Raw genomic sequence first — 24,529 nt, 5'->3', positions numbered from 1 at the left:
CTCAATCCGCAAAGACGATGCGGCCGGCCTGGCGGCGGGCCTGCAGCCAGCCGATGACGGCGGCACGCATGCGGGCGAGGAAGCGATCCCAGCCGGTTGGATTATGGATGATATCGGCGCGGTAGAAGGAGGGACAGAGCACCGCCGCCTCCGCCACTTCGCCGCAATTGCCACAGCCGACGCAATTATTGTCGACTGCCGCCACCGGATCGTCCTTCAGTGGATCGTCGGTATGCTTGACCGACAGTGACGGACAGCCGGAAAGACGGATGCAAGCGTGATCGCCCGTGCACACATCCTCATCGACGCCAAAGCGCTCCTTGACCATACGCTTGCCGTCCTTCACCGCCTTGGCGAATTGCGGCTTTACGCGCCGCTGCTTATTCAGCATGCATTCCGACGAGGCGACGATGATCTTCGGTCCTGGCTCCTTCGACGTCAGCGCCTCGCGCAACGTGTCGCGCATCTTGCCGACGTCATAGGTCCGGTCGATTTGGCGGACCCAGGTGGCGCCGATGCCCTTGACGGCGTTGACGATCGAATTGTTGGTCTTGCGGCGCGGGTTCAGCGCGCGCGAAGATGGAATGTCCTGGCCACCGGTCGCCGCCGAATAATAGTTGTCAACGACGAGGATGACGCCATCCTGTTTGTTGAAAACGGCATTGCCGACCGACGTCGCCAGGCCGTTATGCCAGAAACCGCCGTCGCCCATCACGGAAATGGCGCGCTTATCGGCGGCGACATTGAAGGCGGAGGCGGCCGCCGGGCCGAGGCCGTAACCCATTGTGGTGCTGCCGATATTGAACGGCGGCAGGATCGAGAACAGGTGGCAACCGATATCGCCGGAGATGTGATGTTGGCCGAGTTCGTTCTCGACCAGCTTCATCGCCGCGAAAATCGGCCGCTCGGGACAGCCGATGCAGAAACCCGGCGGGCGCGGCGGCACGACTTCGGTTAGCGCCTTGACCTTCGGGTCGTTGAGAACAGGCGTCGGGTCCGGCAATGGCGGCTGGTTGCCGAGCAAGATGCGCTGATGCGTTTCCAGGAAATTCTTGATGCCTTTCACCAGCACAGGCGGGGTATATTCACCGCCCATCGGCAACACATCCTTTCCAGAGACCTTGGTCTGAATGTCGCGACGGCGCAGGATGGTGTTGAGCGATTGCTCGATATATTCCGGCGCGCCCTCCTCGACCATCAACACGGCCTTCTTGTTCGCGCAGAATTCGGCCATCTGATCGTCAACCAGCGGATAGGCGACATTGAGGACATAAAGCGGCACCGAGGAGTTGCCGTAGACATCAGCGAGGCCGAGCTGCTGCAGCGCGCGCATGACACCATTATACATGCCGCCAAGCAGGATGATGCCGACTTCGCCTTCGGACGGGCCGAAATACTCGTTGAGCTGGCGCTTCTTGATGAAGTCGACAGCCGCCGGCCAGCGCTTCTCCAGCTTCTCCTTCTCATGCAGGAAGGAAGCCGGTGGCAGCACGATGCGGTTGACATCACGCACGGGATTTTCCAGCGCCTGCTTGAGCGTATAGTTCGGCCGCTTGTTGTCCTTGGCTTCAAACTGGCCGTGAACATGGCAGCTACGGATGCCGACCTGCAGCATGACCGGCGTGTTGGAGGCTTCCGACAATTCGAAGCCCTCTTCGACCGCCTGTACGATCGACGGCAGGTTCGGGCGTGGATTGAGCAGCCACATCTGCGACTTCATGGCGTAGGCATGGCTGCGCTCCTGCATGATCGAGGAGCCTTCGCCATAGTCTTCGCCGATGATGATCAGCGCGCCGCCGGTGACACCGCCGGATGAGAGGTTGGAGAGCGCATCGGAGGCTACGTTGGTGCCCGCCGTCGATTTCCAGGTAACGGCGCCGCGCACCGGATACATGACCGAAGCCGACAGCATAGCGGCGGCAGCAGCTTCCGAAGCGGACGTCTCGAAATGGACACCCAGGTCCTCCATCACGTCCTTGGCATCCGCCAGCACATCCATGAGATGGGAAATCGGTGATCCCTGGTAGCCACCAACATAGGAAACACCGGATTGCAACAGCGCCTTGGTGATCGCGAGAATGCCTTCGCCGCGGAAAATATCGCCTTCTCCGAGCTTCAGATCCTCGACTTCGCGCACAAACGACCGTTCGGCCATCGAAGCTACCCCTTTGCCCTATCGGGCTTGCTCTTAAATCATTTGCAAAATCATATTTTGAACGCCGTCTGGCTGTCAATGAACAAATGGGAAACCCCAAAACCCGCCTAATTGCCAGAGCCATACATAGGGTTGAGGTTCGGAAAAATACTATTTTAAGTCATAAATGACGAACGTACATATATGTGTATGCATAAATTATGAGCTTCACCGCCTAAATCATCGCTCAAAAAGCTAAGCCGGAATCTGCGGAATGCCCAGAGAAAGCGCTTGCCGGTTCGGGAGGCTTATTTTAAGATTAAAACATTCCGAAAATAAATCGCCAGCGGCAGGCGGGCGTCACGCTTTTCTGCCGCTTAACAGGGGAACGGAGTGACCATGACAACGCTTACTCGGCGCGAGGCATTGAGCCTCGGCGCGGCCGCTTTTATTGCTGGAATTCTCGCGGGCAGGACGAGCGTGGAAGCCGCCGAAGCCGGCACGCTGACCATTGCCTTCAACGTCAATTTGCCCTCTTTCGACCCGACCACCGGTCCATCGGCGGTCAACCCCACAATCCAGGCGATCTATCGCTCGGTCTTCGACCAATATATCGGCCAGGGCCCGGATCTGAAATTCCAGCCGGGCTTGCTCACCGCCTGGGGCTGGAACGACGACAAGACCAAGGTCTGGATGGATGTTCGCGAAGGCGTCACCTGGCACGACGGCTCTAAATTCACGCCCGACGACATCGTCTGGTCGCTGGAGCGCGCCGCCAAACAGGAAACCGGCAATCCGATCCAGTTCATCTGGTCGACGGCCAACAATTACAAGGTGGAGGGCAATCGCATCACCGGCGATGTCGTCCGTTTCGAGCCGACCTATTTCAAATGGATGGCCTTCCTGACTGGCTATGTCCTGCCCAAGGACTACTACAGCAAAGTTGGCGCGGAAGGCTTCGAAAAGAAGCCTGTCGGCACCGGCCCCTACATGGTCGACGCCTATGAAGGCAATTCCTACCTGCGGCTGAAGGCAAACCCGAACTATTTCGGCGGCAAGCCGGCCTTCGATACCGTCATCTTTAAATTCGTGCCCGATACGACTAGCCGGGTCGCCGAGATCGAGTCCGGCTCCTCCGACGTGACGCTCGAAATCCCCTATGAGGATTTCGATCGCCTGAAAAAGAAATCCGGCCTTGCCGGCGTCGCCACGCCGATCTCCGATATCGGCATGATCTTCATCAGCAATGTCGATCCGATGTTGGACAAAAATGTCCGCCTTGCCGCCAACATGGCGATCGACAAGGAAGCGATCATCAAACGACTACTGCGCGGCTACGGCAAGCCGCTCTCGACGCTGGAAGCGCCGGAATATGACGCCTACGATCCTTCCATCAAAATCCCCTATGACCCTGCGCAGGCCAAGAAACTCTTGGCAGCCAGCGGCTATTCGCCGGAAAAGCCCGTCAAATTTGGCATCAAGACCACCCGTGGCTTCAAGCCGAAGGATTACGAGATGATCCAGGCGATCGTCGGCATGTGGCGCAAGGTCGGCATCGAAGCCGACATCGAAGTCTACGAAATCGCCAAGCACTACGAGCTACGTGCCGCCCACAAGCTCGGCCCGGCCGCCTTCTATAATTGGGGCAATGCCATCGGCGATCCCACGACCTCGACCGGTTTCGCCATGTTCGGTCCCTCGCCGCACTCGGCCTGGAAGACCAAGGATGTCGACGACATGCTGGGGCCGCTCTGGGTGGAAAAGGATGAGGCCAAACGCATCGCCGGCTGGAAGGCCGCGATCAAATACATCGCCGAACAGGGCTATGTGATCCCGCTGCTGCAATATGTCCAGCCGATCGTCTACAAGTCGAGCCTGAAGGTGACGCCGAATGTTTCCGGCGCCTTGCAGCCGACGCTGGTATCAAAGGCTTGATGTTTGGCTCCGCTTTTGCGGCGCTGCCCCTCACCCTAGCCCTCTCCCCGTTATGACTGGGAGAGGGAACGACCCCCGGTTCCCTCGCGTGAACACGTCGTTAGGGCTAGGCTGCGGGTGCCTCCTTCCCCTTCTCCCCGTCAGAACGGGGAGAAGGTGCCCGACAGGGCGGATGAGGGGCTTGGGGCTCTCATCACCACCAGCGGATGCCATCGGAATCCTGAACACATGATAGCAGTCTCCATTCTCAATCGCCTGCTCATGGCCGCAGCTACGCTATTTGGCGTGGCGTTGATCGTCTTCGTACTGCTGCGCGTCGTTCCGGGCGATCCGATTGCGATGATGATATCGCCGGGGGCAAGTCCCGCCGATATCGCCGCCCTGCGTGCCCATTACGGCCTCGACGCCAGCCTACCGGTGCAATTCGGCATCTGGCTGAAATCGGTTCTGACGGGCGATTTCGGCACCTCGATCTCCTTGAAGCGTGACGTTCTCTCCTTGCTCGGCGAACGCCTGCCGGCGACGCTGGAACTTGCTTTTGCAGCCCTCATCCTTGCTGTTCTCTTGGGCGGCGCCGTGGCGATAACAGGCACACTTGTCCGGCGCACGCCGCTGGAACCCGTCATCGACAGCCTCAACGGGCTCTTTCTCGCCGTGCCGGATTTCGTCTGGGCACTCGCCCTCGTGCTGGTCCTCGGCGTCCTCTTTCCGCTTTTCCCGCTCTCCGGCCGCATCGATCCGAGTATCGATGCGCAATTCGCGACACCTTTCTATCTCATCGAAAGCCTGGTGACTTTCCGCTTCCAGATATCAGCCGATATCGCGTCCCATATGGTCATGCCGGTGCTGGCGCTCGGCCTGCCGCTCGCCGCCATTATCGCCCGCGTGCTGAAGGCAACGCTCTCGGAGGCAATGGTGCAGGACTATATCCTGCTCGCCAAACTCAAAGGCATGTCGAACCTGCGCCTGGTGCTGCAAGAAGCGCTCCGCAACGCTGTTGGCCCGACGATCGCACTCACCGGCGTGCAATTCACCTTCCTGATCGGCGGCACCGTCATCGTCGAGCGCATCTTCGCCTATCCCGGCATCGGCAATATGGCGATCGACGCCGTCATCAATCGCGACCTGCCGCTGATCCAAGGTCTTGTGCTGGTCTTCGGCGCCCTCTTCATTCTCATCAATCTGGCCGTCGACCTGTTGGTGGCTGCGTTCAATCCGAGGCTCGCCCATGGCTGATGTCGCCGCGACTGCCTCCTCCAAACCGTCGCGCACCGCCATGCGGCTGCGCGCGCTGCTGTCGGAACCGAAGGTGATCTTCGGCGGCGGCTTCATCCTGATCCTGATCATCCTTGCGATCTTCGCGCCCTATATCGCGCCGAAAGACCCGCTGGAGCAGGATCTGATGTCCGGCACCCTGCCGCCCGTTTGGCTCAATGGCTCCGATCCGGGCTTTCTCCTTGGCACGGACGATCTCGGCCGCGACGTGCTGTCTCGTGCCATCTTCGGTTCGCGCGTCGCCCTTACCGTCGCTTTCGTTGCGGCGGGCTTGGCAGCCCTAATCGGCACGCTGCTCGGCCTCGTCGCCGGCTGGTATGGCGGCTGGATCGACAAGGTGATTTCCCGCCTCGTCGATATCTGGATGGCCTTTCCGCCGGTGTTGCTATCGATCCTCTTGGTCGCGGTCTTCGGCTCCGGCGTGCATTCGGTCATCGCTGCCATCGTCATCATCGACTGGACGCGCTTCTGCCGCGTCATACGCTCAGAAACCCAGGCTCAGGCACAGATGGACTATGTCACCGCCGCTCGCACGATCGGCTTCTCGCGCGCAAAAATCCTGTTCAGCGAAATCCTGCCGAATGTCGCGCCGGTGCTGATCGCCCTCGTCAGCCTGGAGATGGGCATCGCCGTCATCGTCGAGGCCATCCTTTCCTTCGTCGGCCTGTCGGTTTCGTCAGACACGCCTACCTGGGGTGGCATGATCGCCCAAGGGAGGCAGATCATCTATGACGGCTGGTGGGTGCTCGTCGTGCCGCTCATTGCCCTCTTTGCCACGGTGCTGGCCTTCAACCAGCTCGGCGACGGCCTGCGCCGCGCCCTTGATCCGGTCATGCGCCGATGACCGAACCGCTCCTCTCCATCACCGGCTTGAACGCCATCTCCGACCGCGACGGCGGCGCACCGATCCTGCGCAATGTCTCGCTGACATTGGAGCGCGGCGAAGTCCGCGGCCTCGTCGGCGAAAGCGGTGCCGGCAAATCCACGATCGCCAAGGCCCTGCTCGGCATCCTGCCGCGCACCGTGCGCGTTACCCATGGCTCCATTCTGTTCGAAAGCCGCGATCTGCTGAAGCTGCCAGCGAGGGACCTTCGCGACATCATGGGCAACGAGATTTCCCTGATCCCGCAGGACCCGCAAACCGCCCTCAATCCCGGCCGCCGCATCGAGGCACAACTGACCGACGGCTTGCGGCTGAAGCGCGGCCTGTCTTCGCGCGATGCCAGGCTGAAGGCTCTAAAGTTGCTGGAGGAGGTGCATATCCGCGATCCCGAACGCGTGTTGCGCGCCTATCCGCACGAACTTTCCGGCGGCATGCGCCAGCGCATATTGATCGCTGCCGCCTTCGCGCTGGAGCCGAAATTGGTGGTCGCCGACGAGCCGACTACGGCCCTCGATGTCACGGTGCAGAAACAGATCCTGCGGCTGATCCGTGGCCTGCAGGAGGCACACGGCACCGCCGTCATCTTCGTCACCCATGATCTCGGTGTCGTCGCGCAGATCTGCGATACCGTCACCCTGCTTTATGCCGGCAAGGTCATCGAGGAAGGCCGCACCGCCGACGTGCTCGGCAATCCGCAACACGTCTATACGAAATCCCTCATCGCCGCCGGCCCGCGCTATGATCGGCCCGATGCCGGGCTGACGCCGGTGCCGCAAGCGGTCTTCGAACAATTGCGCCGTGAGATCGGCATTCAGGAGGGCGGAAGATGAGTCAATCCGACATCCTCCTTTCCGCAAAAGGCCTCGACGTCACCTACGGCGCCAAACGCCATCTGTTCGGCCCGGGTGACAGCGGCAACAAGGTGCTGCACAGCGTCGATATCGATATCCGCCGCGGCGAGACCGTCGGTATCGTCGGCGAAAGCGGTTCCGGCAAGACGACGCTCGGTCGGGCGCTGCTGCGGCTGGTCGACCCCTCCGCCGGCACGATCCATTTCGACAGCAAGGACATCACCCATATGCCGGATGCCGAGATGCGGCCGCTGCGCCGGCGCATGCAGATGATCTTCCAGGACCCGATGGCGTCGCTCAATCCGCGCCATACGATCCGCCGTATCCTGGTCGAACCGCTGCTGCTGCATGGACTGGCAACCGACCGGCAGGCCGCCGAACGCCGCGTCGCGGCGATCCTCGACCGGGTGACGCTGCCGCATGCCTGTCTCGACCGCAATCCGCATGAACTTTCCGGCGGCCAGCGCCAGCGCATCGGGATCGCCCGCGCCGCCCTGCTCGAGCCGGATTTCGTGCTTGCCGACGAAATCGTCTCAGGCCTCGATGTCTCGACGCAGGCGCAAGTGCTGAACCTGCTGAAGGAGCTTTCCCGCGACCTCGGCCTGTCCATGGCCTTTATCAGCCACGACCTCTCCGTCATTCGCGCTGTTTGCGATCGCGTCTATGTGATGCGCCGCGGCCGCGTCGTAGAGGAAGGAGATTGCGAACGTGTCTTTGCGGCGCCAGCCTCTGGCTACACCCGCATGCTGCTCGACGCCATACCATTGCCGGAGATCGACCCGACCTGGCTCGGCCGCGAAACCGCGCAGGAGGATGCGGCTTAAATCACTATTTGAGCCGGAAGCGCTGGATCTTGCCCGATTCCGTTTTCGGTAAAGCGTCCACGAAGACGATCGACCGTGGATATTTGTAGGGCGCGATCACTGCTTTGACGTGATCCTGCAGCGTCTTCACCAACAAATCCGAGCCGGCGATGCCGGGCATCAACACCACATGTGCCTGAACGATGTGGCCACGATCTTCGTCCGGCTTGCCGATGACGGCGCATTCCAGCACGTCGGCATGCGAAAGAAGTGCCGCTTCCACTTCCGGCCCGGCGATATTGTAGCCGGCGGAAAGAATAATATCGTCGGAGCGTGCGGCGAAATGGAAATAGCCACCTTCATCCTCGATGAAGCTGTCGCCCGTCAGGTTCCAGCCATCCCTGACATAATTGGCCTGCCGGTCGTCGGCGAGATAGCGGCACCCGATCGGGCCACGAACCGCGAGCTTGCCGATCGTGCCGCGCGGAACCTCGTTCATGTCATCATCGACGACCCGCGCCTCATAGCCGGCGAGCGGCTTGCCCGTGCAGTTGGGCTTGGCGTCGTCGACCCGGTTGGAAATGAAAATATGCAGCAACTCGGTCGAGCCAATACCGTCGAGGATCGGCTTGCCGGTCTTTCGCGTCCATTCTTCGAAGATCGGCCCCGGCAGCGTCTCGCCGGCGGAAACCGCAATGCGGAGGGAGGAAAGGTCCGCCCCCTCCTCCATCGCCGTCAGCATGGCGCGATAGGCGGTCGGCGCGGTAAAGCTGATCGTCGCGCCATATTCCTGAATAATCTCGATCATATTCTTCGGCGAGGCGTTTTCGAGAAGCGCCGTCGACGCTCCGAACCGCAACGGGAACACGACGAGACCCCCAAGCCCGAAGGTAAAGGCGATCGGCGGCGAGCCGATGAAAACATCCTCTGGCGTGACCTGCAGGACTTCTTTGGCATAGGCATCGGCGATGATAAGGATGTCCCGATGGAAATGCATGGTTGCCTTGGGAACGCCCGTCGACCCCGAGGTGAAACCGAGCAGTGCGACATCGTCCCGCCCTGTCCTTGCCGCCTCGAAACGCACCGGTTTGTTGAGCGCGATACGGTCAAGCTCGGCATCGTGATTGGCGGTGCCGTCGAAGCCGACGACCTGCTTCAGAAACCGGCTGTCCTTCGCCGCTGCAACGAGTTCTTCTAGCAACCCCGTGTCGCAGAGAGCGAAGGAGATTTCCGCCTTGTCGATGATCTTCGAGAGTTCGCCTGCTCTCAGCATCGGCATGGTATTGACCGCGACAGCGCCGACCTTAGTCACCGCCAGCCAGCAGGCAATCATCGCCGGATTGTTGCCCGAGCGGATCAGAACGCGATTGCCGGGCTTGATACCGAAATTCTCTACGAGCGCATGAGCGATGCGATTGGTCCAGTCCGCCAGTTCCTTGTAGGTACGCCGGCGGCCGTTGCCGATCAGCGCGACGTGATCGCCGAAACCGCGCTCGACCATGCGGTCGCTGAGCTCGACACCCGCATTCAACCAGTCGGGATAGTCGAAACCATCCAGCAACAGCTCCGGCCATTCCCCCGCCGGCGGCAGGCTGTCCCGCGTGAATGTATCGGCATGACCGGTCGGTCCAAGCATGGTTCGCTCCCGCATTCCTCTCGACCCAATTGCCACCCAACACCCAATCTCCCGGCAGCGCGTGCGGCATTGTCGAAAATGATTGCACCGAAGACACAAATGTTCAAGCAAGAAATTTTAAGCCTAAAATAATTTCTAATGAGCATTGATTCCAAAGCATATTTCGATCTTATTGCACCGTCGGGATCGGATTTCGTGCGGGAAATCCCGCAAGACAACTCTTGACGAATGATGGCGACAAGATATTTTAAACTTAAATAATTCGAGTGACCCGACTTCGGCGTCACAGGAGGGATAAGCGATGCAAATCGTCTGTATCGGCGGCGGACCCGCGGGGCTCTATTTCGGGCTTCTGATGAAGAAGCTGCATCCCGAACATTCGATCAAGGTCGTCGAGCGCAACCGTCCTTACGACACCTTTGGCTGGGGCGTCGTCTTCTCCGATGCCACCATGGTGTCGATGCGCGAATGGGATCCGGAAAGCGCCACCGAAATCGAGGACGCCTTCAATCATTGGGACGATATCGAGGTCTGGTTCAAGGGCACGCGCCAGCGCACCTCCGGCCACGGCTTCGTCGGCATCGGCCGCAAGAAGCTGTTGAATATCCTGCAGAAACGCTGCGAAGCCCTCGGCGTCGAGCTGATCTTCGAAACGGAGGTCACCTCCGACCTCGATTTCCCCGACGCCGATCTGATCATTGGTTCGGACGGCCTGAACTCGAAGATCCGCAACCACTATCCCGACGTTTTCCAGCCGGACATGATCACCCGTCCGAACCGCTATATCTGGCTCGGCACCAACAAGCTCTTCGACGCCTTCACCTTCGATTTCCGCAAGAGCGAGCATGGCTGGTTCCAGGCGCATATCTACAAATTCGACGACAAGACCTCGACCTTCATCGTCGAAACCACCGAGGAAGCCTATCTCGCCCACGGTCTCGACAAGATGGAGCAGGACGGCTCGATCGCCTTCTGCGAAAATCTGTTTTCCGAAGTGCTCGACGGCGCGTCGCTGATGACCAATGCCCGCCATATCCGCGGCTCGGCCTGGCTGAACTTCAACCGTCTGATCTGCGGCAAGTGGAGCCATTTCAACGGCAATTCGCATGTCGTGCTAATGGGCGACGCCGCCCACACCGCCCATTTCGCCATCGGCTCCGGCACGAAACTCGCCATTGACGACGCGATCGAGCTGACCCGGCAATTCCAGATTCACGGGCATAGCAAAGACAAGATACCGGCTGTTCTCGAAACCTATGAGGAGATCCGCCACGTCGATGTCGCCCGCATCCAGAATGCGGCGCGCAACGCGATGGAATGGTTCGAAGTGGTCGGACGGCGCTATGCCGATAGGCTCGAACCGGAGCAGTTCATGTATTCGATGCTGACCCGCTCCCAGCGCATCAGCCACGAGAATCTGCGCCTGCGCGATAAGGGCTGGCTGGAAGGCTACGAGCGTTGGTTCGCCAGGAAATCCGGCCTTCCCGTCGGCAACGACCGCTGCCTGCCGCCGATGTTCACGCCCTATCAGCTACGCGACGTGACGCTCATCAACCGCATCGTCGTCTCGCCGATGGCGATGTATTCGGCGGAAAACGGCGTCATGAACGATTTCCACATCATCCATCTCGGCTCCCGGGCGCTCGGCGGCGCCGGCCTCGTTTTTGCGGAAATGACCTGCGTCACGCCGGATGCCCGCATCACCCCCGGCTGCCTTGGCCTCTGGAACGAAGAACAGGCGGCACAATGGAAGCGGCTTGTCGATTTCGTGCATTCAAACAGCGCCGCCAAAATCGGCATCCAGCTCGGCCATGCCGGCCGTAAAGGCGCAACGAAAGTGGCTTGGGAAGGGATCGATCAGCCGGTCGCCGAAGGCGAATGGCCGCTGATCTCAGCCTCCGCTGTCCCCTACCTCAAGAACAGTCAGACACCGAAGGCCATGGACCGTGCCGACATGGATCGCGTCAAGGCCGATTTCGTCCGCGCGACGGAGCTAGCGATCACCACTGGCGCTGACTGGCTGGAGCTGCACTGCGCCCACGGCTATCTCCTGTCGAGCTTCCTGTCGCCGCTCACCAATCTGCGGGAAGATGAATATGGCGGCAGCCATGAAAACCGCGCCCGTTACCCCCTGGAAATCTTCCGGGCCATGCGTGCAATTTGGCCGGAGGACAAGCCCATGTCCATCCGTCTTTCCTGCCATGACTGGACCGATGGCGGCAACACGCCGGAGGATGCGGCGATCTTCGCGGCCATGTTCAAGGATGCGGGCGCCGACCTGATCGATTGCTCATCCGGTCAGGTGTCGAAGGAGGAAAAGCCGGTCTATGGCCGTCTGTTCCAGACGCCGTTCTCCGACAAAATCCGCAACGAAATCGGCATTCCGACCATTGCCGTCGGCGCGATCTCGGAGGCCGATCATGCCAATTCGATCATCGCCGCCGGCCGCGCCGATCTCTGCGCCGTCGCCCGTGCGCATCTGGCCGATCCCGCCTGGTCGCTGCACGAAGCCGCCAAGATCGGCCTGACCTCGATCCCCTGGCCGAAGCAATATCTCTCCGGCAAGACGCAATATGAAACCAATCTTGCCCGCGCGGCTGCCGCCGCGCCGGCGAAGTGAGGAGCCAATGACGACGTCTGGCAAACTCGCGAACCGTCACGCCCTCGTCACCGGCGCCGGCAGCGGCATCGGCGCGGCGATCGCGCGGGCGCTCGCGGCGGAGGGCGCACGCGTGACGCTTGCTGGGCGAAGAAAGGAACCGCTGGAGGTCGTCGCCGCCGAGATCGGCGGGAATGCCATCGTCGTCGACGGTTTCGACATCACCAGCGTCGAAGCGATCGCCAGCAGGCTGAACGTTGCGCGCGAAAAATTCGGTCCTGTCGATATTCTCGTCAACAATGCCGGCGAAGCACCGACTGCGCCTTTCGAAAAAACCAGCCTGGATATGTGGAACCACGTCCTGACGGTCGATCTCACCGGCGTTTTCCTGGTGACGCAGGCCGCCCTACCGGACCTCAAAGCGCATGGCGCCGGCGCGCGCATCATCAACATTGCCTCGACGGCGGGCCTGACCGGCTACGGCTACGTATCCGCCTATGTTGCCGCCAAGCACGGCGTCGTCGGCCTGACGCGGTCACTGGCGCTGGAGCTTGCAAAGACTGGCATCACCGTCAATGCCGTCTGCCCCGGTTTCACCGATACACCGATCATCGAACGCTCGATCGCCACCATCGCCGCCAAGACGGGACGCACGGCGGAACAGGCGCTTGCGGAATTCACCAAATCCAATCCGCAGGGACGGCTCGTCAAACCCGAGGAGGTTGCGGACACCGTTCTATGGCTGGCATCGCCGGCGGCGGCATCGATCAATGGACAGGCAATCGCGGTTGCCGGTGGGGAGGTTTTAGCGGGATGAGCGATCGGGACATGACGATGCAGGGCCATCTCAAGCCCTTCAAAGATTACAAGCCACAACATTTCCTCTGGGAGGTCAGTGACGACGGCCGCGTCGCCACGATCCGGCTGAACCGGCCGGAACGCAAAAACCCGCTGACCTTCGACAGCTATGCCGAGCTGCGCGATCTCTTCCGTGATCTCGTCTACGCCTCTGACGTCCGTGCGGTGGTGTTGACCGGAGCGGGCGGCAATTTCTCTTCCGGCGGCGATGTCTTCGAGATCATCGAACCACTCACCCGCATGGCGATGCCCGAGCTTCTCGCCTTCACCCGCATGACCGGCGATCTTGTCAGAGCCATGCGCAAATGCCCCCAGCCGATCATCTCGGCAGTGGACGGCATATGCGCAGGCGCAGGCGCTATCCTCGCCATGGCCTCCGACTTGCGCCTGGCGACGTTCGAAGCCAAGACGGCTTTCCTCTTCACCCGCGTCGGCCTCGCCGGCGCCGATATGGGCGCATGCGGCATCCTTCCCCGCATCATCGGCCAAGGCCGTGCCGCCGAACTGCTGTTCACCGGCCGCTCGATGACATCGGCTGAGGGCCATGCCTGGGGTTTTTACAACAGCCTGCATGTGAGCGCCGATCTGGAGCAGGAAGCCGTCAAGCTCGCCCGCTCGCTGGCCGATGGGCCATGGTTCGCCCATGGCATGACCAAGACCATGCTGAACCAGGAATGGGCAATGGGTATCGACGAGATGATCGAATCCGAGGCGCAAGCCCAAGCGGTTTGCATGGCAACTCAGGATTTCCGCCGCGCCTTCGAGGCCTTCGCCGCCAAGCGCAAACCTGAATTCCAGGGGAATTAAGGCGATGTCCGCCGCGTCAAGCCTCTCCGGTCCGAACCGGGATCATCTGGATTGGCCGTTCTTCGATGAACGCCACGGTGAATTCGCGGCTGAAGTGGACGCTTTCGCCAAATCTCCGGTTATGGCCGCCATCGACCACAGGGATGTCGACGGCGCTTGCCGCAAGCTGGTCAAGGCGCTTGGCAGTGCCGGCCTCCTCGCGGCAGCAACCGGCACCTCAGATAGTGATCCGCTGATCGATTCCCGCCTCGTCTGCCTCGCTCGCGAAACGCTCGCATGGCACGATGGTCTTGCCGATTTCGCCTTCGCCATGCAGGGCCTCGGCACCGGCGCAATCGGCCTTTCCGGCTCGCCGGAACTGCGTGCCGCCGTGCTGCCGAAAGTTCGCGCCGGCGACTGGCTTTCCGCCTTCGCATTGTCGGAAAAGGATGCCGGCTCGGATGTTGCGGCGATGAGCTGTGCGGCCCGCGTCGATGGCGATCACTATGTTCTCGACGGCGAAAAGACCTGGATCTCCAATGGCGGCATCGCCGACGTCTACACCGTGTTTGCCCGCACCGGCGAGGCGCCGGGCACACGCGGCATTTCCGCCTTCGTTATCTTCGCCGACGATGCGGGCTTCTCGATCGCCGAACGCATCGAAGTGATCGCGCCGCATCCGCTGGCGACGATCCGTTTCGAGAACTGCCGCGTTCCCGCTTCGCGGCGTCTCGGCGCGCCGGGCGAAGGCTTCAAGATTGCCATGCGCACGCTCGATATCTTTCGCGCTTCCGTTGCCGCCGCCAGCCTTGGCTTTGCGCGGCGGGCGCTGGATGAGTCGCTGGCGCATGTCCGCACGCGGCCGATGTTCGGCGCGACGCTCGGCGACCTTCAGTTGACGCAGGCAGCCCTCGGCGATATGGCGACCGGCATCGACGCGGCGGCCTTGCTCACCTATCGAGCGGCCTGGCGTCGCGACGTGCAGCATCTGCCGACGACGCGCGAGGCGGCCATGGCCAAGATGACGGCCACGGAAACCGCGCAAGCCGTCATCGACCGCGCCGTCCAGCTTTTCGGCGGGCGAGGCGTCAAGGCAGGAGAAATAACGGAAAAACTCTATCGGGAGATACGCGCACTTCGTATTTACGAAGGTGCGACGGAGGTTCAGAAACTGATCGTTGCGCGCGAACTTCTGAAGACAAGTTGATAGGAGATTGAGAGCATGAGCCGCGAGATTTTCGACTGGGCCGACCCGTTCCGGCTGGCGGAGCAGTTGAGCGACGACGAACGCATGGTGCTTGATACCGCACATTCCTACGCGCAGGAGAAACTGGCGCCTCGCGTGCTTGAAGCTTTTCGTCATGAGAAGACCGACCCGTCGATCTTCCGTGAAATGGGCGAACTCGGCCTGCTCGGTCCGACGATCGCGCCGGAGTACGGCGGCGCCGGCCTTGGCTATGTCGCCTATGGCCTGATCGCCCGTGAGGTCGAGCGCGTCGACAGCGGCTACCGCTCGATGATGAGCGTGCAATCCTCGCTCGTCATGGTGCCGATCAATGCCTTCGGTTCAGAAGAACAGAAGCAGAAGTATCTGCCGAAGCTCGCCACCGGCGAATGGATCGGCTGCTTCGGCCTCACGGAACCTAACCACGGCTCCGATCCCGGCTCGATGGTGACCCGCGCCAAAAAGGTCGATGGCGGCTATAGCCTGACCGGTGCCAAGACCTGGATTTCTAATGCACCGATCGCCGACGTCTTCGTCGTCTGGGCCAAGACTGAAGACGGCGTTATCAGAGGTTTCATCCTGGAAAAGAGCTGGAAGGGCCTGTCAGCCCCCGCAATCCACGGCAAGGTGGGCCTGCGCGCCTCCATCACCGGCGAAGTCGTCATGGACAACGTCTTCGTGCCGGAAGAAAACCTGCTGCCGAACGTTTCCGGCCTCAAAGGCCCCTTCACCTGCCTGAACTCGGCCCGCTTCGGCATTGCGTGGGGCGCTCTCGGCGCGGCCGAGGATTGCTACGCCAAGGCGCGGCAATATGTGCTCGACCGCAAACAGTTCGGCCGGCCGCTCGCTGCCAACCAGCTCATCCAGAAGAAGCTTGCCGACATGGTGACCGAGATCACCCTCGGCCTGCAGGGTTGCCTGAGGCTCGGCCGCTTGAAGGAAGACGGCCATCCGCCGGTGGAGCTAACCTCGATCCTGAAGCGCAATAGCTGTGGCAAGGCGCTCGAGATCGCCCGCGCCGCCCGCGACATGCTCGGCGGCAACGGCATTTCCGACGAGTTCGGTATCGCCCGCCATCTCGTCAACCTCGAAGTCGTCAACACCTACGAAGGCACGCACGACATCCACGCCCTCATCCTCGGCCGTGCCATCACCGGCATCGCCGCTTTTTCGAACTGAGGCCGGCCTTGGCATTCAAAACCACCAGACCCCTGCGCTTCGGAGACTGCGATCCCTCGGGGATCGCCTATTTCCCGTCGTATCTGAACATCCTCGTCGGGGTGCTGGAGGATTTTTTCGGCTCGTTGGGTTTTCCCTGGAAGGCGCTGGTCAACGACCGCCGCATCGGCGTGCCGACCGTACGGCTCGACTTGACCTTCGTGCGCCCTGGCTTTCAGGGCGATGAGCTTGATTTCATGGTGGCGGTGCGCGGCATCGGTCGTTCCTCGCTCGATCTGGAACATCAGGTTTCGGCGAATGGTCAAGTCCTATGGACCGCCCGCCATCGTGTCGTTTCCACCTCCCTCGACACTCATCAATCGCTTGCGTGGCCGGACGATATCCGCGCTGCGCTGACCTCTCATCTGGAGATGACCGATGCACACCATCCTGCAACCTGAAGGCTGGGCCAAGCCGATCGGCTATGCCAATGGCATGGCGGCAACCGGTCGCATGGTGTTCGTCGGCGGCCAAGTCGGCTGGAACGCCGCGTGCGAATTCGAAAGTGACGATTTCGTCGAGCAGGTGCGCCAGACGCTGAAGAATGTCGTCGCCATTCTCGCCGAGGGCGGCGCCAAGCCGCAGCACATCACCTCGATGACCTGGTATTTCACGGACAAGAGCGAATATCTCGCCAATCTCAAGGGCATCGGCCAGGTCTATCGCGAGATCATCGGCCGGCATTTTCCGGCCATGGCCGCCGTGCAGGTCGTCGCCCTCGTAGAGGACCGCGCCAAGATCGAGATCCAGGCGACCGCCGTTATTCCGGAATAGGGTGGGCTCACCATGTCGGCATCGCGCTTTTCGGATACTGTTTCGGCGACGCTGACCGATGACGTTCTCGTCGTCACCATCGACAATCCGCCCGTCAACGCGCTCTCGGCCGATGTCCGCGCCGGTTTGATGGCGGCACTCGATCATGCCGAAAAGGATAGTGCAGTCGTTGCCGTCATATTGACCGGAGCTGGCAACACCTTCATCGGCGGCGCCGACATTAAGGAGTTCGGCAAGCCGCCGATCGAGCCGCTGCTGCCGCAGGCTATCGCCCGCATCGAAAATTTCTCCAAACCCGTCATCGCCGCCATCAATGGTGCAGCCTTGGGCGGCGGGCTGGAAGTGGCGCTTGCCTGCCATGAGCGCATTGCCACCCCCTCCGCGAAAATCGGCCTGCCGGAAGTCAAGCTCGGCATCGTTCCCGGTGCCGGCGGTACGCAACGCCTGCCGCGCCTGATCGGCACCGCCGCAGCCATCGAACTGATCGCCAACGGCCGCATTGTCTTGGCCAATGAAGCACACAAGCTCGGTATCATCGATAGCCTGATCGAAAACTCGCTGATCGCCTCAGCTATTGTCAGCGCCAGAAGCGCAGCCGATGTCCCCTTGAGACGTACCGGTACATTGCCCGTCCCGCCAGGCTCTCAGGAAGCCATCGACAAAGCGGCCGTGGAAGCGCTTCGCAAGGCGCGTGGTCAGCGAGCGCCCGCCGAAGCCGTCCGTCTTATTCGCCTCGCCGCAACGACGTCGCTGGCGGAAGGGCTCGCCGAGGAGCGCCGTACGTTCGTCACCCTTCGCAACAGCGATGAGGCAGCGGCGCTACGCCACGTCTTCTTTGCGGAACGCGCCGCCGGCAAGGTCGACGGCCTGGAAAAGGTCTCCCCGCGCAAAATCGAAACCGTAGGTATCGTCGGTACCGGCCTGATGGGGTCCGGCATTGCGGTGGCCGCGCTGAACGCCGGCTATGGCGTCATCGGCATCGAGCAAACCCGCGAAGCGGCCGAAAAGGGCCGTGAGCGCATAGCCGGCATCCTCGACAAGGCCGTGCAATCAGGCCGCCTCGTTATGGCAGGCCGGGACGATCGCCTGAGCCGGCTGACGGTCGCCGCCGATGCGGCAGAACTCGCGCAAGCCGATCTGGTCATCGAGGCCGTCTTCGATGATCTGACCGTCAAGACTGAGCTTTTCCAACGCCTCGACGGTATCCTTCGCACCGACGCCATCCTTGCAACCAACACAAGCTATCTCGACCCTGATGCCATTGCCACCGCAACCGCCCATCCCGAGCGGGTCGTCGGCCTGCACTTCTTCTCGCCCGCCAACATCATGCGGCTGCTGGAGGTCGTGAACTGCAAAAGGACTGCGCCGGATGTGCTCGCCAGCGCGCTGGCCTTCGCCAAGCGGCTTGGCAAACTTCCCATCGTCTGCGGCGTCACCGAAGGCTTCATCGGCAATCGCATTTTTTCCGCCTATCGCCGAGAGGCCGAATTCATGGTCGAAGACGGCGCGCTGCCGCATGAAATCGATGCGGCGCTGGAGGTCTATGGCTTCCCCATGGGCCTCTTTGCCGTCTACGATATGGCCGGCCTCGAAATCGCCTGGGCGCGGCGCAAACGCCAGGCGGCAACGCGCGATCCCGCCGCCCGCTATGTCGTCATCGCCGATCGCCTCTGCGAAGCCGGTCGCTTCGGCCAAAAGGTTGGGCGCGGCTGGTACAGCTATCCGGATGGCAAGCGCACGGTGGACGCCGAAGTCACGGCGCTGATCAAAGCCGCCCGCGCGGAAAAGGACATAACACCAAAGAGCTTTACCGCAGATGAGATCGTCACCCGGCTGTTGAAGGCCATGGCGGATGAAGGCGATGCACTCCTGGCCGAGGGGATCGCCGCCCGCGCCAGCGATATCGATCTGGTGATGATCAACGGCTACGGCTTTCCGCCTCACAAGGGCGGCCCGATGTTCGCGGCTGGGCGTCGCTGAAAATCATCAAGCCGCCGATGAGAGCAGCGTGAACAGCTCCTGCGGCCGGTTGACGCCGCGTAGCGCATAGCGGCCGACGGAGACAAGATCGTTGCTCTGGCTGGATGACAGCGCCTCAACGAAATTCGACGACATCAGGATGTTGCGGTCGGCCGAACGGCACATGGAGGCGATGCGGCTGACCTCGTTGACGGCGGGGCCGATGACGGTGAAATCCAGCCGGTCCATGCTGCCGATATTGCCGTAGAAGACATCGCCGATATGCAGGCCGAGATAGACGTCGGTTACCGGCCTGCCCTCAATCTGCCGCTGGGCATTGAGATCACGCAGCCGCTGGCGCAGCAGCGATTCCGCCATCAGCGCCGCAGCGCAGGCATCGCCTGAATCGCGCGCCTTGAAGATCGCCAGCGTGCCATCGCCGATCAGTTTCAGCACATTGCCGCCCGCCTCGTGGATCGAGGAAATCACCGCGTCGGCATACGCGTTCAGCATCGGAATGATTTCGTCGGGCTCGGCCGTGTCCGAAATGCGGGTATAGTTGGCGAGGTCGGAAAACCATAGCGCCGCCGAGATGCGCTCGGCCTTACCGCGCGTGATCTTGCCTTCGAGGACATGCCGAGCGGCATCTTCGCCCAGATAGACCTCGGCGATGGTGCGGGCAATGCGTCCCATGGCGGTGCATTTGATCGCCAAGGCCAGCGCGGGTGTAAGCTTGCGCAGAACGCGCAGGTCCTCGTCGGGGAAACCCACTCCGGCGGTGGTGGCGAAATGAGAATAAAAACAATCCATCTCACCGATGGTGCCCCCTTCCTCGAACCGGTGCACCAGAGCGAGGTAGTCGGTATGACCATCGGTCTTCAGCGTATCGAGTCCGAAGAAATCGATCGGGTCGCCGAAGCCGATGCGGCGACGCACCTCGTCCCCGCCTGTCGTCAGCAAATGATAGAAGGAGGAGCGTAGCCAATTCTCGGCGGCGATCCCCTGATGCGACGGGCCATATTCGAACTCGCGTTCGACCACCTGGTTGCCGTCCCAGCGGAAGGCGCGGCCTTCATAGACCGGGTGCAGCGTATCCATCAGCGCCATGGCTCGGTCGACGTTGAGGCCACGCTCGCGGCATCCCTCGCAGAAACCTGCCAGGATGTCGGCTTCCCCCATGCCTTTAAGGCCGCTCTGCATGAGCCAGGAGGCGATTTCGCCAATGTCCTTGTCGTTCATGGATATCTCTCCCGACCCCAGAAGGATTTGCTTTAATACCAAATAGGCAGGCTTGGAATGCCGCACAACGCAAAATAGTCCATCCGAAAACAATGATCGCCGCTCCTGAGGAACAGAAGCGGCGATTTGACGCGCAGGACTTATGCGGCCCCGTAGTTTTTAGGCTCTCGCGGCCGGCTTCAGCAGGTCTTCCAATCCGATGCGTCGGAAAAGTTCGGCACGGACTCGGTCCGCGACGCCGTTGACGATTTCCGCGCCATCCTCGGACGGATCGATATGGGTGCGGAAAGGACGCGTCCCGAAGGGCATGTTGACGACATCGACGATGGCCGTGGCGACCGAGGCGGCATCCGCATCGGCGGGCTCCAGCGAAGCCAGACCCTTCAGCGCGCGGTCCGGAACGCCGGCATAGGGACCATTGTCGTATTCGGCGGTGCGAGCCTTGTCTGCCGGGGCGCCGGAATGGGCAAAGTGATTGGTGCCCTTGGTAAAGGCGCCGGGTACGATGATGGCGGTCTCGATGCCCCAGCGGGTCAGTTCGGAGGCGTAGGAGACGGCAAGCGAATCCATGGCGGCCTTGGCGGCGAAATAGGGCGAAAGATACGGCGGAGTGCCGCCGCGGGCGCTGGACGACGAAACCCAGACCACCAGGCCCTTGCCCTGCTTGCGCAGATGGGGAAGTGCCGCACGATTGACGCGCTGAGTGCTCAGGACATTGATGTCGTAGAGCTGGGCGAACTGTTCCGGCGTGAAGGCTTCCGCTGGACCGAAGGACATATGGCCGGCATTGTGAATGATGACGTCGATACGGCCTTCTTGCTCAATAACCCTAGCGATACCAGCTTCGACGGAGGCATCCGAGGCGACGTCGAGTTCGACCGCCTTGAGGTCCATGCCATTCTCCTTGGCGAAGGCGGCGACCTCGGCCACTCGCGGCGCGTTGCGCCCTTCTGTTTCGCGCATACTGGCATAGACGGTGTGGCCAGCCTTGGCGAGGGCACGGGCAGTGAGCGCGCCGAAGCCGCTCGATGCACCGGTGATGACGATAACTTGCTTGCTCATGATCCTGTTCCTTTCGAGGTGGCTGTGCTGCGAGTGGGAAGGCTCAGATCATGCCGCCATTGGCGCGCAACGTCTGGCCGTTGATCCAGCCGCCATCGGGACCGGCAAGAAAGGAGACGGCGGCGGCGATGTCTTCCGGCGTGCCCAGCCGTTCCAGCGGGTTCATCTTGGCCATGCGGTCGATCAATTCGTCACTCTTGCCATTGAGGAAGAGGTCGGTGGCCGTCGGGCCGGGAGCGACGGCGTTGACGGTAATCGAGCGTCCGCGCAGTTCCTTGGACATGATGCCGGTCAGCGTTTCGACGGCGGCCTTGGTGGCGGCGTAGACACCGTAAGTCTCGAGCTTGAGCCCGACGATGCTGGTGGAAAGATTGATGATGCGGCCGCCGTCGCGCAGACGCTTGCCGGCTTCGCGCAGCGTATTGAACGTGCCCTTCAGATTGATAGCCATGTGCCGGTCGAAATGGGCGTCGTCGGCATCGGCGATCTTGGCAAGCTGCATGATGCCGGCATTGTTGACCAAGACGTCAACGCCACCAAAAGCGGCTTCGGCGGCATCGAACATGCGACGCACGGCTTCGGCATCGGAAACATCGGCCTTGGCGGTCAGCGCCTTACCGCCCTTCTCCTCGATCTTGCGAGCCAGCCCCTCGGCGGCGGCTTCGCTGCCGGAGTAGTTGATGACAATGGTGAAGCCGTCCTTTGCGAGGCGTTCCGCAATCGCGGCGCCGATGCCGCGGGATGCGCCGGTAATGATAGCTACCTTGTTGGAATTGTTGGTCATTGTCTTCATCCTTTGCTGTGAGTGCGCCGCAGCGCGTTTCGATGAGAGGAAGATGCCTCTTTTCAGCCGGCGGATAATCAGCCATTATTCGGCATCACTATCCGAAATTGCCGAACAAAGAAAAATGGACAGATTCGATGCCATGCGGGTGTTTTCCCGCGTCGTGGAGCGGCGCAGCTTCACGCTGGCGGCCGAAGACACCGGTCTGCCACGCTCCACGGTGACGGATGCCGTCAAACAACTGGAGGCGCGGCTCGGCGTTCGCCTGCTGCAGCGGACCACGCGGCATGTCAGCCCCACGCTCGATGGCGAGGCCTATTATCAACGCTGCCTGCGCATTCTATCCGATATTGAAGATGCCGAGGGTGCCTTTGCGGGCGCCAAGCCGAAGGGCCTCCTGCGCGTCGATGTGCACGGCACGCTGGCTCGGCATTTCGTATTGCCGAACCTGCCGTCTTTCCTTGCGACCTATCCGGAAATCGAGCTCTATATGACCGAGGGCGACCGCTTCGTTGACCTCGTTCGCGAAGGCATCGATTGCGTGCTGCGCGTCGGCACGCCACAGGATAGCGACATGATCGCCCGCCGCGTCGCCCTGCTGGAGGAAATCACCCTGGCCGCGCCTGCCTATATCGAGCGCTTCGGCATGCCTCTGCATCCAGAAGCTCTCGACGGCCACCGCATGGTCGGCTTCCGCTCCTCGGCGACGGGTGGATTGCTGCCGCTGGAATTCATCGTCGACGGGGCGGTGCGCGGCATTACCCTGCCCGCAACGGTCTCGGTCAATGCCGCCGAAAGTTATTTTTCAGCGGCCAAGCTCGGCCTGGGCCTGATCCAGGTGCCGCGCTATCACGCCGAACATGCCTTGAAATCCGGCGAGCTGGTTCATGTCCTCAAGGACTTTCCACTCACGAAGACACCCGTCTCCATGCTCTATCCCCGCAGCCGCCAACTCTCCCCACGCGTACGCGTCTTCATCGACTGGCTCGTCAAGGTTTTTGCCCGACAGAGCGACGCGGAAAGCGGGGTCGGATGAATATTCCCTCGAACCGATCAAATAAATGAAATCGGCTCTTTGAATGCGCCGACAGGGCTCCTACGTCCGAAGGAATATTCTCGCTGGCGCTAGGCCGCCGTGAACCAGTGATGTTCGAGAGGGATGGACCCATGACTGAACAGAAGCAACTGAAGCTTGGGGCCTTCATGCGCCCCGTCAGCCTGCATACGGGCGCATGGCGCTATCCCGGCTCCTATCCGGATGCGAATTTCAATTTCAAGCACATCAAGAGTTTTGCGCAGGCGCTGGAACAGGCAAAATTCGATGCCTTCTTCATGGCCGATCATCTTGCCGTGCTGAACATGCCCGTCGAGGCGTTGAAGCGCAGCCATACCGTGACGTCCTTCGAGCCCTTCACGCTGCTGTCTGCGCTTGCCGCCGTCACCGAAAAGATCGGCCTCGTCGCCACGGCTTCCACCACCTTCGACCAGCCCTATCACATCGCCCGCCGTTTCGCCTCTCTCGACCATATCAGCGGCGGTCGCGCCGGCTGGAATATCGTCACCACATCCAATCCGGACGCGGCGCTGAATTTCGGCCTTGAAGAGCATATGGAGCATGGCGAGCGCTATCACCGCGCCCGCGAGTTCTACGATGTCGTCACCGGCCTTTGGGACAGCTTTGCCGACGACGCGTTCCTTCACGATGCCGAAAGCGGCATCTTCTTCGACCCGCAAAAGATGCATGTGCTTGCCCACAAGGGCGAGGAGCTGAGCGTTCGCGGGCCGCTCAACATTGCCCGCCCGCCCCAGGGCTGGCCGGTGATCGTCCAGGCCGGGCAATCGGATGCCGGCCGCCAGCTTGCCGCCGAAACGGCGGAAGCGGTTTTCGCCGCTCCCCGCAACCTCGCCGACGGCAAGGCGATCTTCGCCGACATCAAGGGCCGGATGCGGCGCATCGGCCGCAATCCGGATCATCTGAAAATCCTCCCCGCCGCCTTCATCGTCGTCGGCGATACGGTCGAGGAGGCGAAGGCCAAACGTGCCAAGCTCGACAGCCTCGTCCATTACGAAAGCGCCATCGCCTCGCTGTCCATCGCTCTGGGCCACGACGCCTCGGGCTTCGACCCAGACGACCCGCTACCGGAAATCCCAGAAACCAATGCCAGCAAAAGCGGCAGGGAGCGCGTCATCGCATTGGCAGAGGAGGAGAAGCTGACCGTGCGCCAGCTTGCCCAGCGTCTCGGCGGCTATGCCGGCCTCGCCTTCATCGGCACGCCGCAGACGATCGCCGATGAAATGGAACAATGGCTGCACGAGGAAGGCTCCGACGGCTTCAATGTCGTCTTCCCCTTCCTGCCGCAGGGCCTGCAGGACGTGACCACGCGTGTCGTTCCGGAACTGCAGCGCCGCGGTATCTTCCGTCGCGAATACGAGGGCACGACATTGCGTGATCATCTCGGCTTGCCGCGCCCGCAGAACCGGTTCTTCTCCAAAGCGGCGCAGTGAAAG

The 24,529-nt window shown here is 61.5% G+C and carries 20 protein-coding genes; 15 read left to right on the top strand and 5 right to left on the bottom strand.

The window, feature by feature from the left end; genetic code table 11:
* Position 1: 1 nt before the first annotated feature.
* Complete coding sequence (locus PH547_RS05415; RefSeq protein WP_104824084.1) at positions 2-2,155, bottom strand: thiamine pyrophosphate-dependent enzyme; 2,154 nt, start codon at positions 2,153-2,155, stop codon at positions 2-4.
* Between the two features lie 378 nt (positions 2,156-2,533).
* On the opposite strand from PH547_RS05415, the gene PH547_RS05410 reads away from it, so the two are divergent.
* The 5 genes from PH547_RS05410 (at position 2,534) to PH547_RS05390 (ending at position 7,902) form a co-directional block, all read left to right on the top strand.
* On the top strand, positions 2,534-4,069 hold the full coding sequence (locus tag PH547_RS05410) for an ABC transporter substrate-binding protein (protein ID WP_104824085.1): 1,536 nt from the start codon (positions 2,534-2,536) through the stop codon (positions 4,067-4,069).
* 228 nt (positions 4,070-4,297) lie between these two features.
* On the top strand, positions 4,298-5,305 hold the full coding sequence (locus PH547_RS05405; protein ID WP_104824086.1) for an ABC transporter permease: 1,008 nt from the start codon (positions 4,298-4,300) through the stop codon (positions 5,303-5,305).
* A gap of 40 nt (positions 5,306-5,345) precedes the next feature.
* Positions 5,346-6,188, top strand: a complete 843-nt coding sequence (locus PH547_RS05400; protein ID WP_483315531.1) for an ABC transporter permease — start codon at positions 5,346-5,348, stop codon at positions 6,186-6,188.
* Positions 6,185-7,057, top strand: coding sequence for an ABC transporter ATP-binding protein (locus PH547_RS05395; protein ID WP_285167735.1), 873 nt, complete (start codon positions 6,185-6,187; stop codon positions 7,055-7,057). Before PH547_RS05400 ends, PH547_RS05395 begins: the two co-directional genes overlap by 4 nt.
* The gene (locus PH547_RS05390; RefSeq protein ID WP_285167734.1) at positions 7,054-7,902 is read left to right on the top strand and encodes an ATP-binding cassette domain-containing protein; all 849 of its coding nucleotides are present in this window, start codon (positions 7,054-7,056) and stop codon (positions 7,900-7,902) included. Before PH547_RS05395 ends, PH547_RS05390 begins: the two co-directional genes overlap by 4 nt.
* A gap of 4 nt (positions 7,903-7,906) precedes the next feature.
* Here the strand turns inward: PH547_RS05390 and PH547_RS05385 are convergent, their stop codons facing one another.
* Positions 7,907-9,517, bottom strand: coding sequence for an AMP-binding protein (locus PH547_RS05385; RefSeq protein WP_285167733.1), 1,611 nt, complete (start codon positions 9,515-9,517; stop codon positions 7,907-7,909).
* 301 nt (positions 9,518-9,818) lie between these two features.
* Here PH547_RS05385 and PH547_RS05380 point away from each other — a divergent pair, with 301 nt between their 5' ends.
* From PH547_RS05380 to PH547_RS05345, 8 genes are read left to right on the top strand one after another with little or no spacing between them, the layout of a single operon-like run.
* A complete protein-coding gene (locus PH547_RS05380) occupies positions 9,819-12,137 on the top strand; it encodes a bifunctional salicylyl-CoA 5-hydroxylase/oxidoreductase (protein WP_285167732.1) in 2,319 nt (772 codons plus the stop codon).
* A gap of 7 nt (positions 12,138-12,144) precedes the next feature.
* The gene (locus tag PH547_RS05375) at positions 12,145-12,933 is read left to right on the top strand and encodes an SDR family NAD(P)-dependent oxidoreductase (protein WP_285167731.1); all 789 of its coding nucleotides are present in this window, start codon (positions 12,145-12,147) and stop codon (positions 12,931-12,933) included.
* Positions 12,930-13,781 carry an enoyl-CoA hydratase family protein gene (locus PH547_RS05370; RefSeq protein WP_285167730.1) on the top strand — a complete coding sequence of 284 codons (852 nt, stop codon included), beginning with the start codon at positions 12,930-12,932 and terminating at the stop codon, positions 13,779-13,781. Before PH547_RS05375 ends, PH547_RS05370 begins: the two co-directional genes overlap by 4 nt.
* Positions 13,782-13,785: 4 nt before the next feature.
* Positions 13,786-14,967 (top strand): acyl-CoA dehydrogenase family protein, encoded by a 1,182-nt coding sequence (locus tag PH547_RS05365; protein ID WP_285167729.1) that lies wholly within the window; start codon positions 13,786-13,788, stop codon positions 14,965-14,967.
* Positions 14,968-14,982: 15 nt separating this feature from the next.
* Positions 14,983-16,164: an acyl-CoA dehydrogenase gene (locus tag PH547_RS05360; protein WP_283047145.1), complete on the top strand. Its 1,182-nt coding sequence runs from the start codon at positions 14,983-14,985 to the stop codon at positions 16,162-16,164.
* An 8-nt stretch (positions 16,165-16,172) separates the two neighbouring features.
* On the top strand, positions 16,173-16,604 hold the full coding sequence (locus PH547_RS05355) for an acyl-CoA thioesterase (protein WP_104824095.1): 432 nt from the start codon (positions 16,173-16,175) through the stop codon (positions 16,602-16,604).
* Positions 16,582-16,977, top strand: a complete 396-nt coding sequence (locus PH547_RS05350; RefSeq protein ID WP_104824096.1) for a RidA family protein — start codon at positions 16,582-16,584, stop codon at positions 16,975-16,977. The genes PH547_RS05355 and PH547_RS05350 overlap by 23 nt, the downstream gene beginning before the upstream one ends.
* Before the next feature lie 12 nt (positions 16,978-16,989).
* Positions 16,990-18,957, top strand: a complete 1,968-nt coding sequence (locus tag PH547_RS05345) for a 3-hydroxyacyl-CoA dehydrogenase NAD-binding domain-containing protein (protein ID WP_285167728.1) — start codon at positions 16,990-16,992, stop codon at positions 18,955-18,957.
* Positions 18,958-18,963: 6 nt separating this feature from the next.
* On the opposite strand, the gene PH547_RS05340 is transcribed toward PH547_RS05345, so the two are convergent.
* The 3 genes from PH547_RS05340 to PH547_RS05330 form a co-directional block, all read right to left on the bottom strand.
* Positions 18,964-20,175, bottom strand: a complete 1,212-nt coding sequence (locus PH547_RS05340) for an adenylate/guanylate cyclase domain-containing protein (RefSeq protein WP_285167727.1) — start codon at positions 20,173-20,175, stop codon at positions 18,964-18,966.
* Between the two features lie 159 nt (positions 20,176-20,334).
* A complete protein-coding gene (locus tag PH547_RS05335; RefSeq protein ID WP_285167726.1) occupies positions 20,335-21,237 on the bottom strand; it encodes an SDR family oxidoreductase in 903 nt (300 codons plus the stop codon).
* Between the two features lie 43 nt (positions 21,238-21,280).
* On the bottom strand, positions 21,281-22,021 hold the full coding sequence (locus PH547_RS05330; RefSeq protein WP_283047153.1) for an SDR family oxidoreductase: 741 nt from the start codon (positions 22,019-22,021) through the stop codon (positions 21,281-21,283).
* 124 nt (positions 22,022-22,145) lie between these two features.
* Here PH547_RS05330 and PH547_RS05325 point away from each other — a divergent pair, with 124 nt between their 5' ends.
* Together PH547_RS05325 and PH547_RS05320 are read left to right on the top strand one after the other, a co-directional pair.
* Positions 22,146-23,057 (top strand): LysR family transcriptional regulator, encoded by a 912-nt coding sequence (locus PH547_RS05325; protein ID WP_283047155.1) that lies wholly within the window; start codon positions 22,146-22,148, stop codon positions 23,055-23,057.
* A 131-nt stretch (positions 23,058-23,188) separates the two neighbouring features.
* On the top strand, positions 23,189-24,526 hold the full coding sequence (locus tag PH547_RS05320; protein ID WP_283047157.1) for an LLM class flavin-dependent oxidoreductase: 1,338 nt from the start codon (positions 23,189-23,191) through the stop codon (positions 24,524-24,526).
* Positions 24,527-24,529: the final 3 nt, after the last annotated feature.

Origin of the sequence: Rhizobium cerradonense (assembly GCF_030182455.1) — a bacterium.
Taxonomy (GTDB): domain Bacteria; phylum Pseudomonadota; class Alphaproteobacteria; order Rhizobiales; family Rhizobiaceae; genus Rhizobium.
The sequence above is the reverse complement of the archived record's forward strand: the minus strand, read 5'-3'. Positions and strand labels throughout refer to the sequence as shown.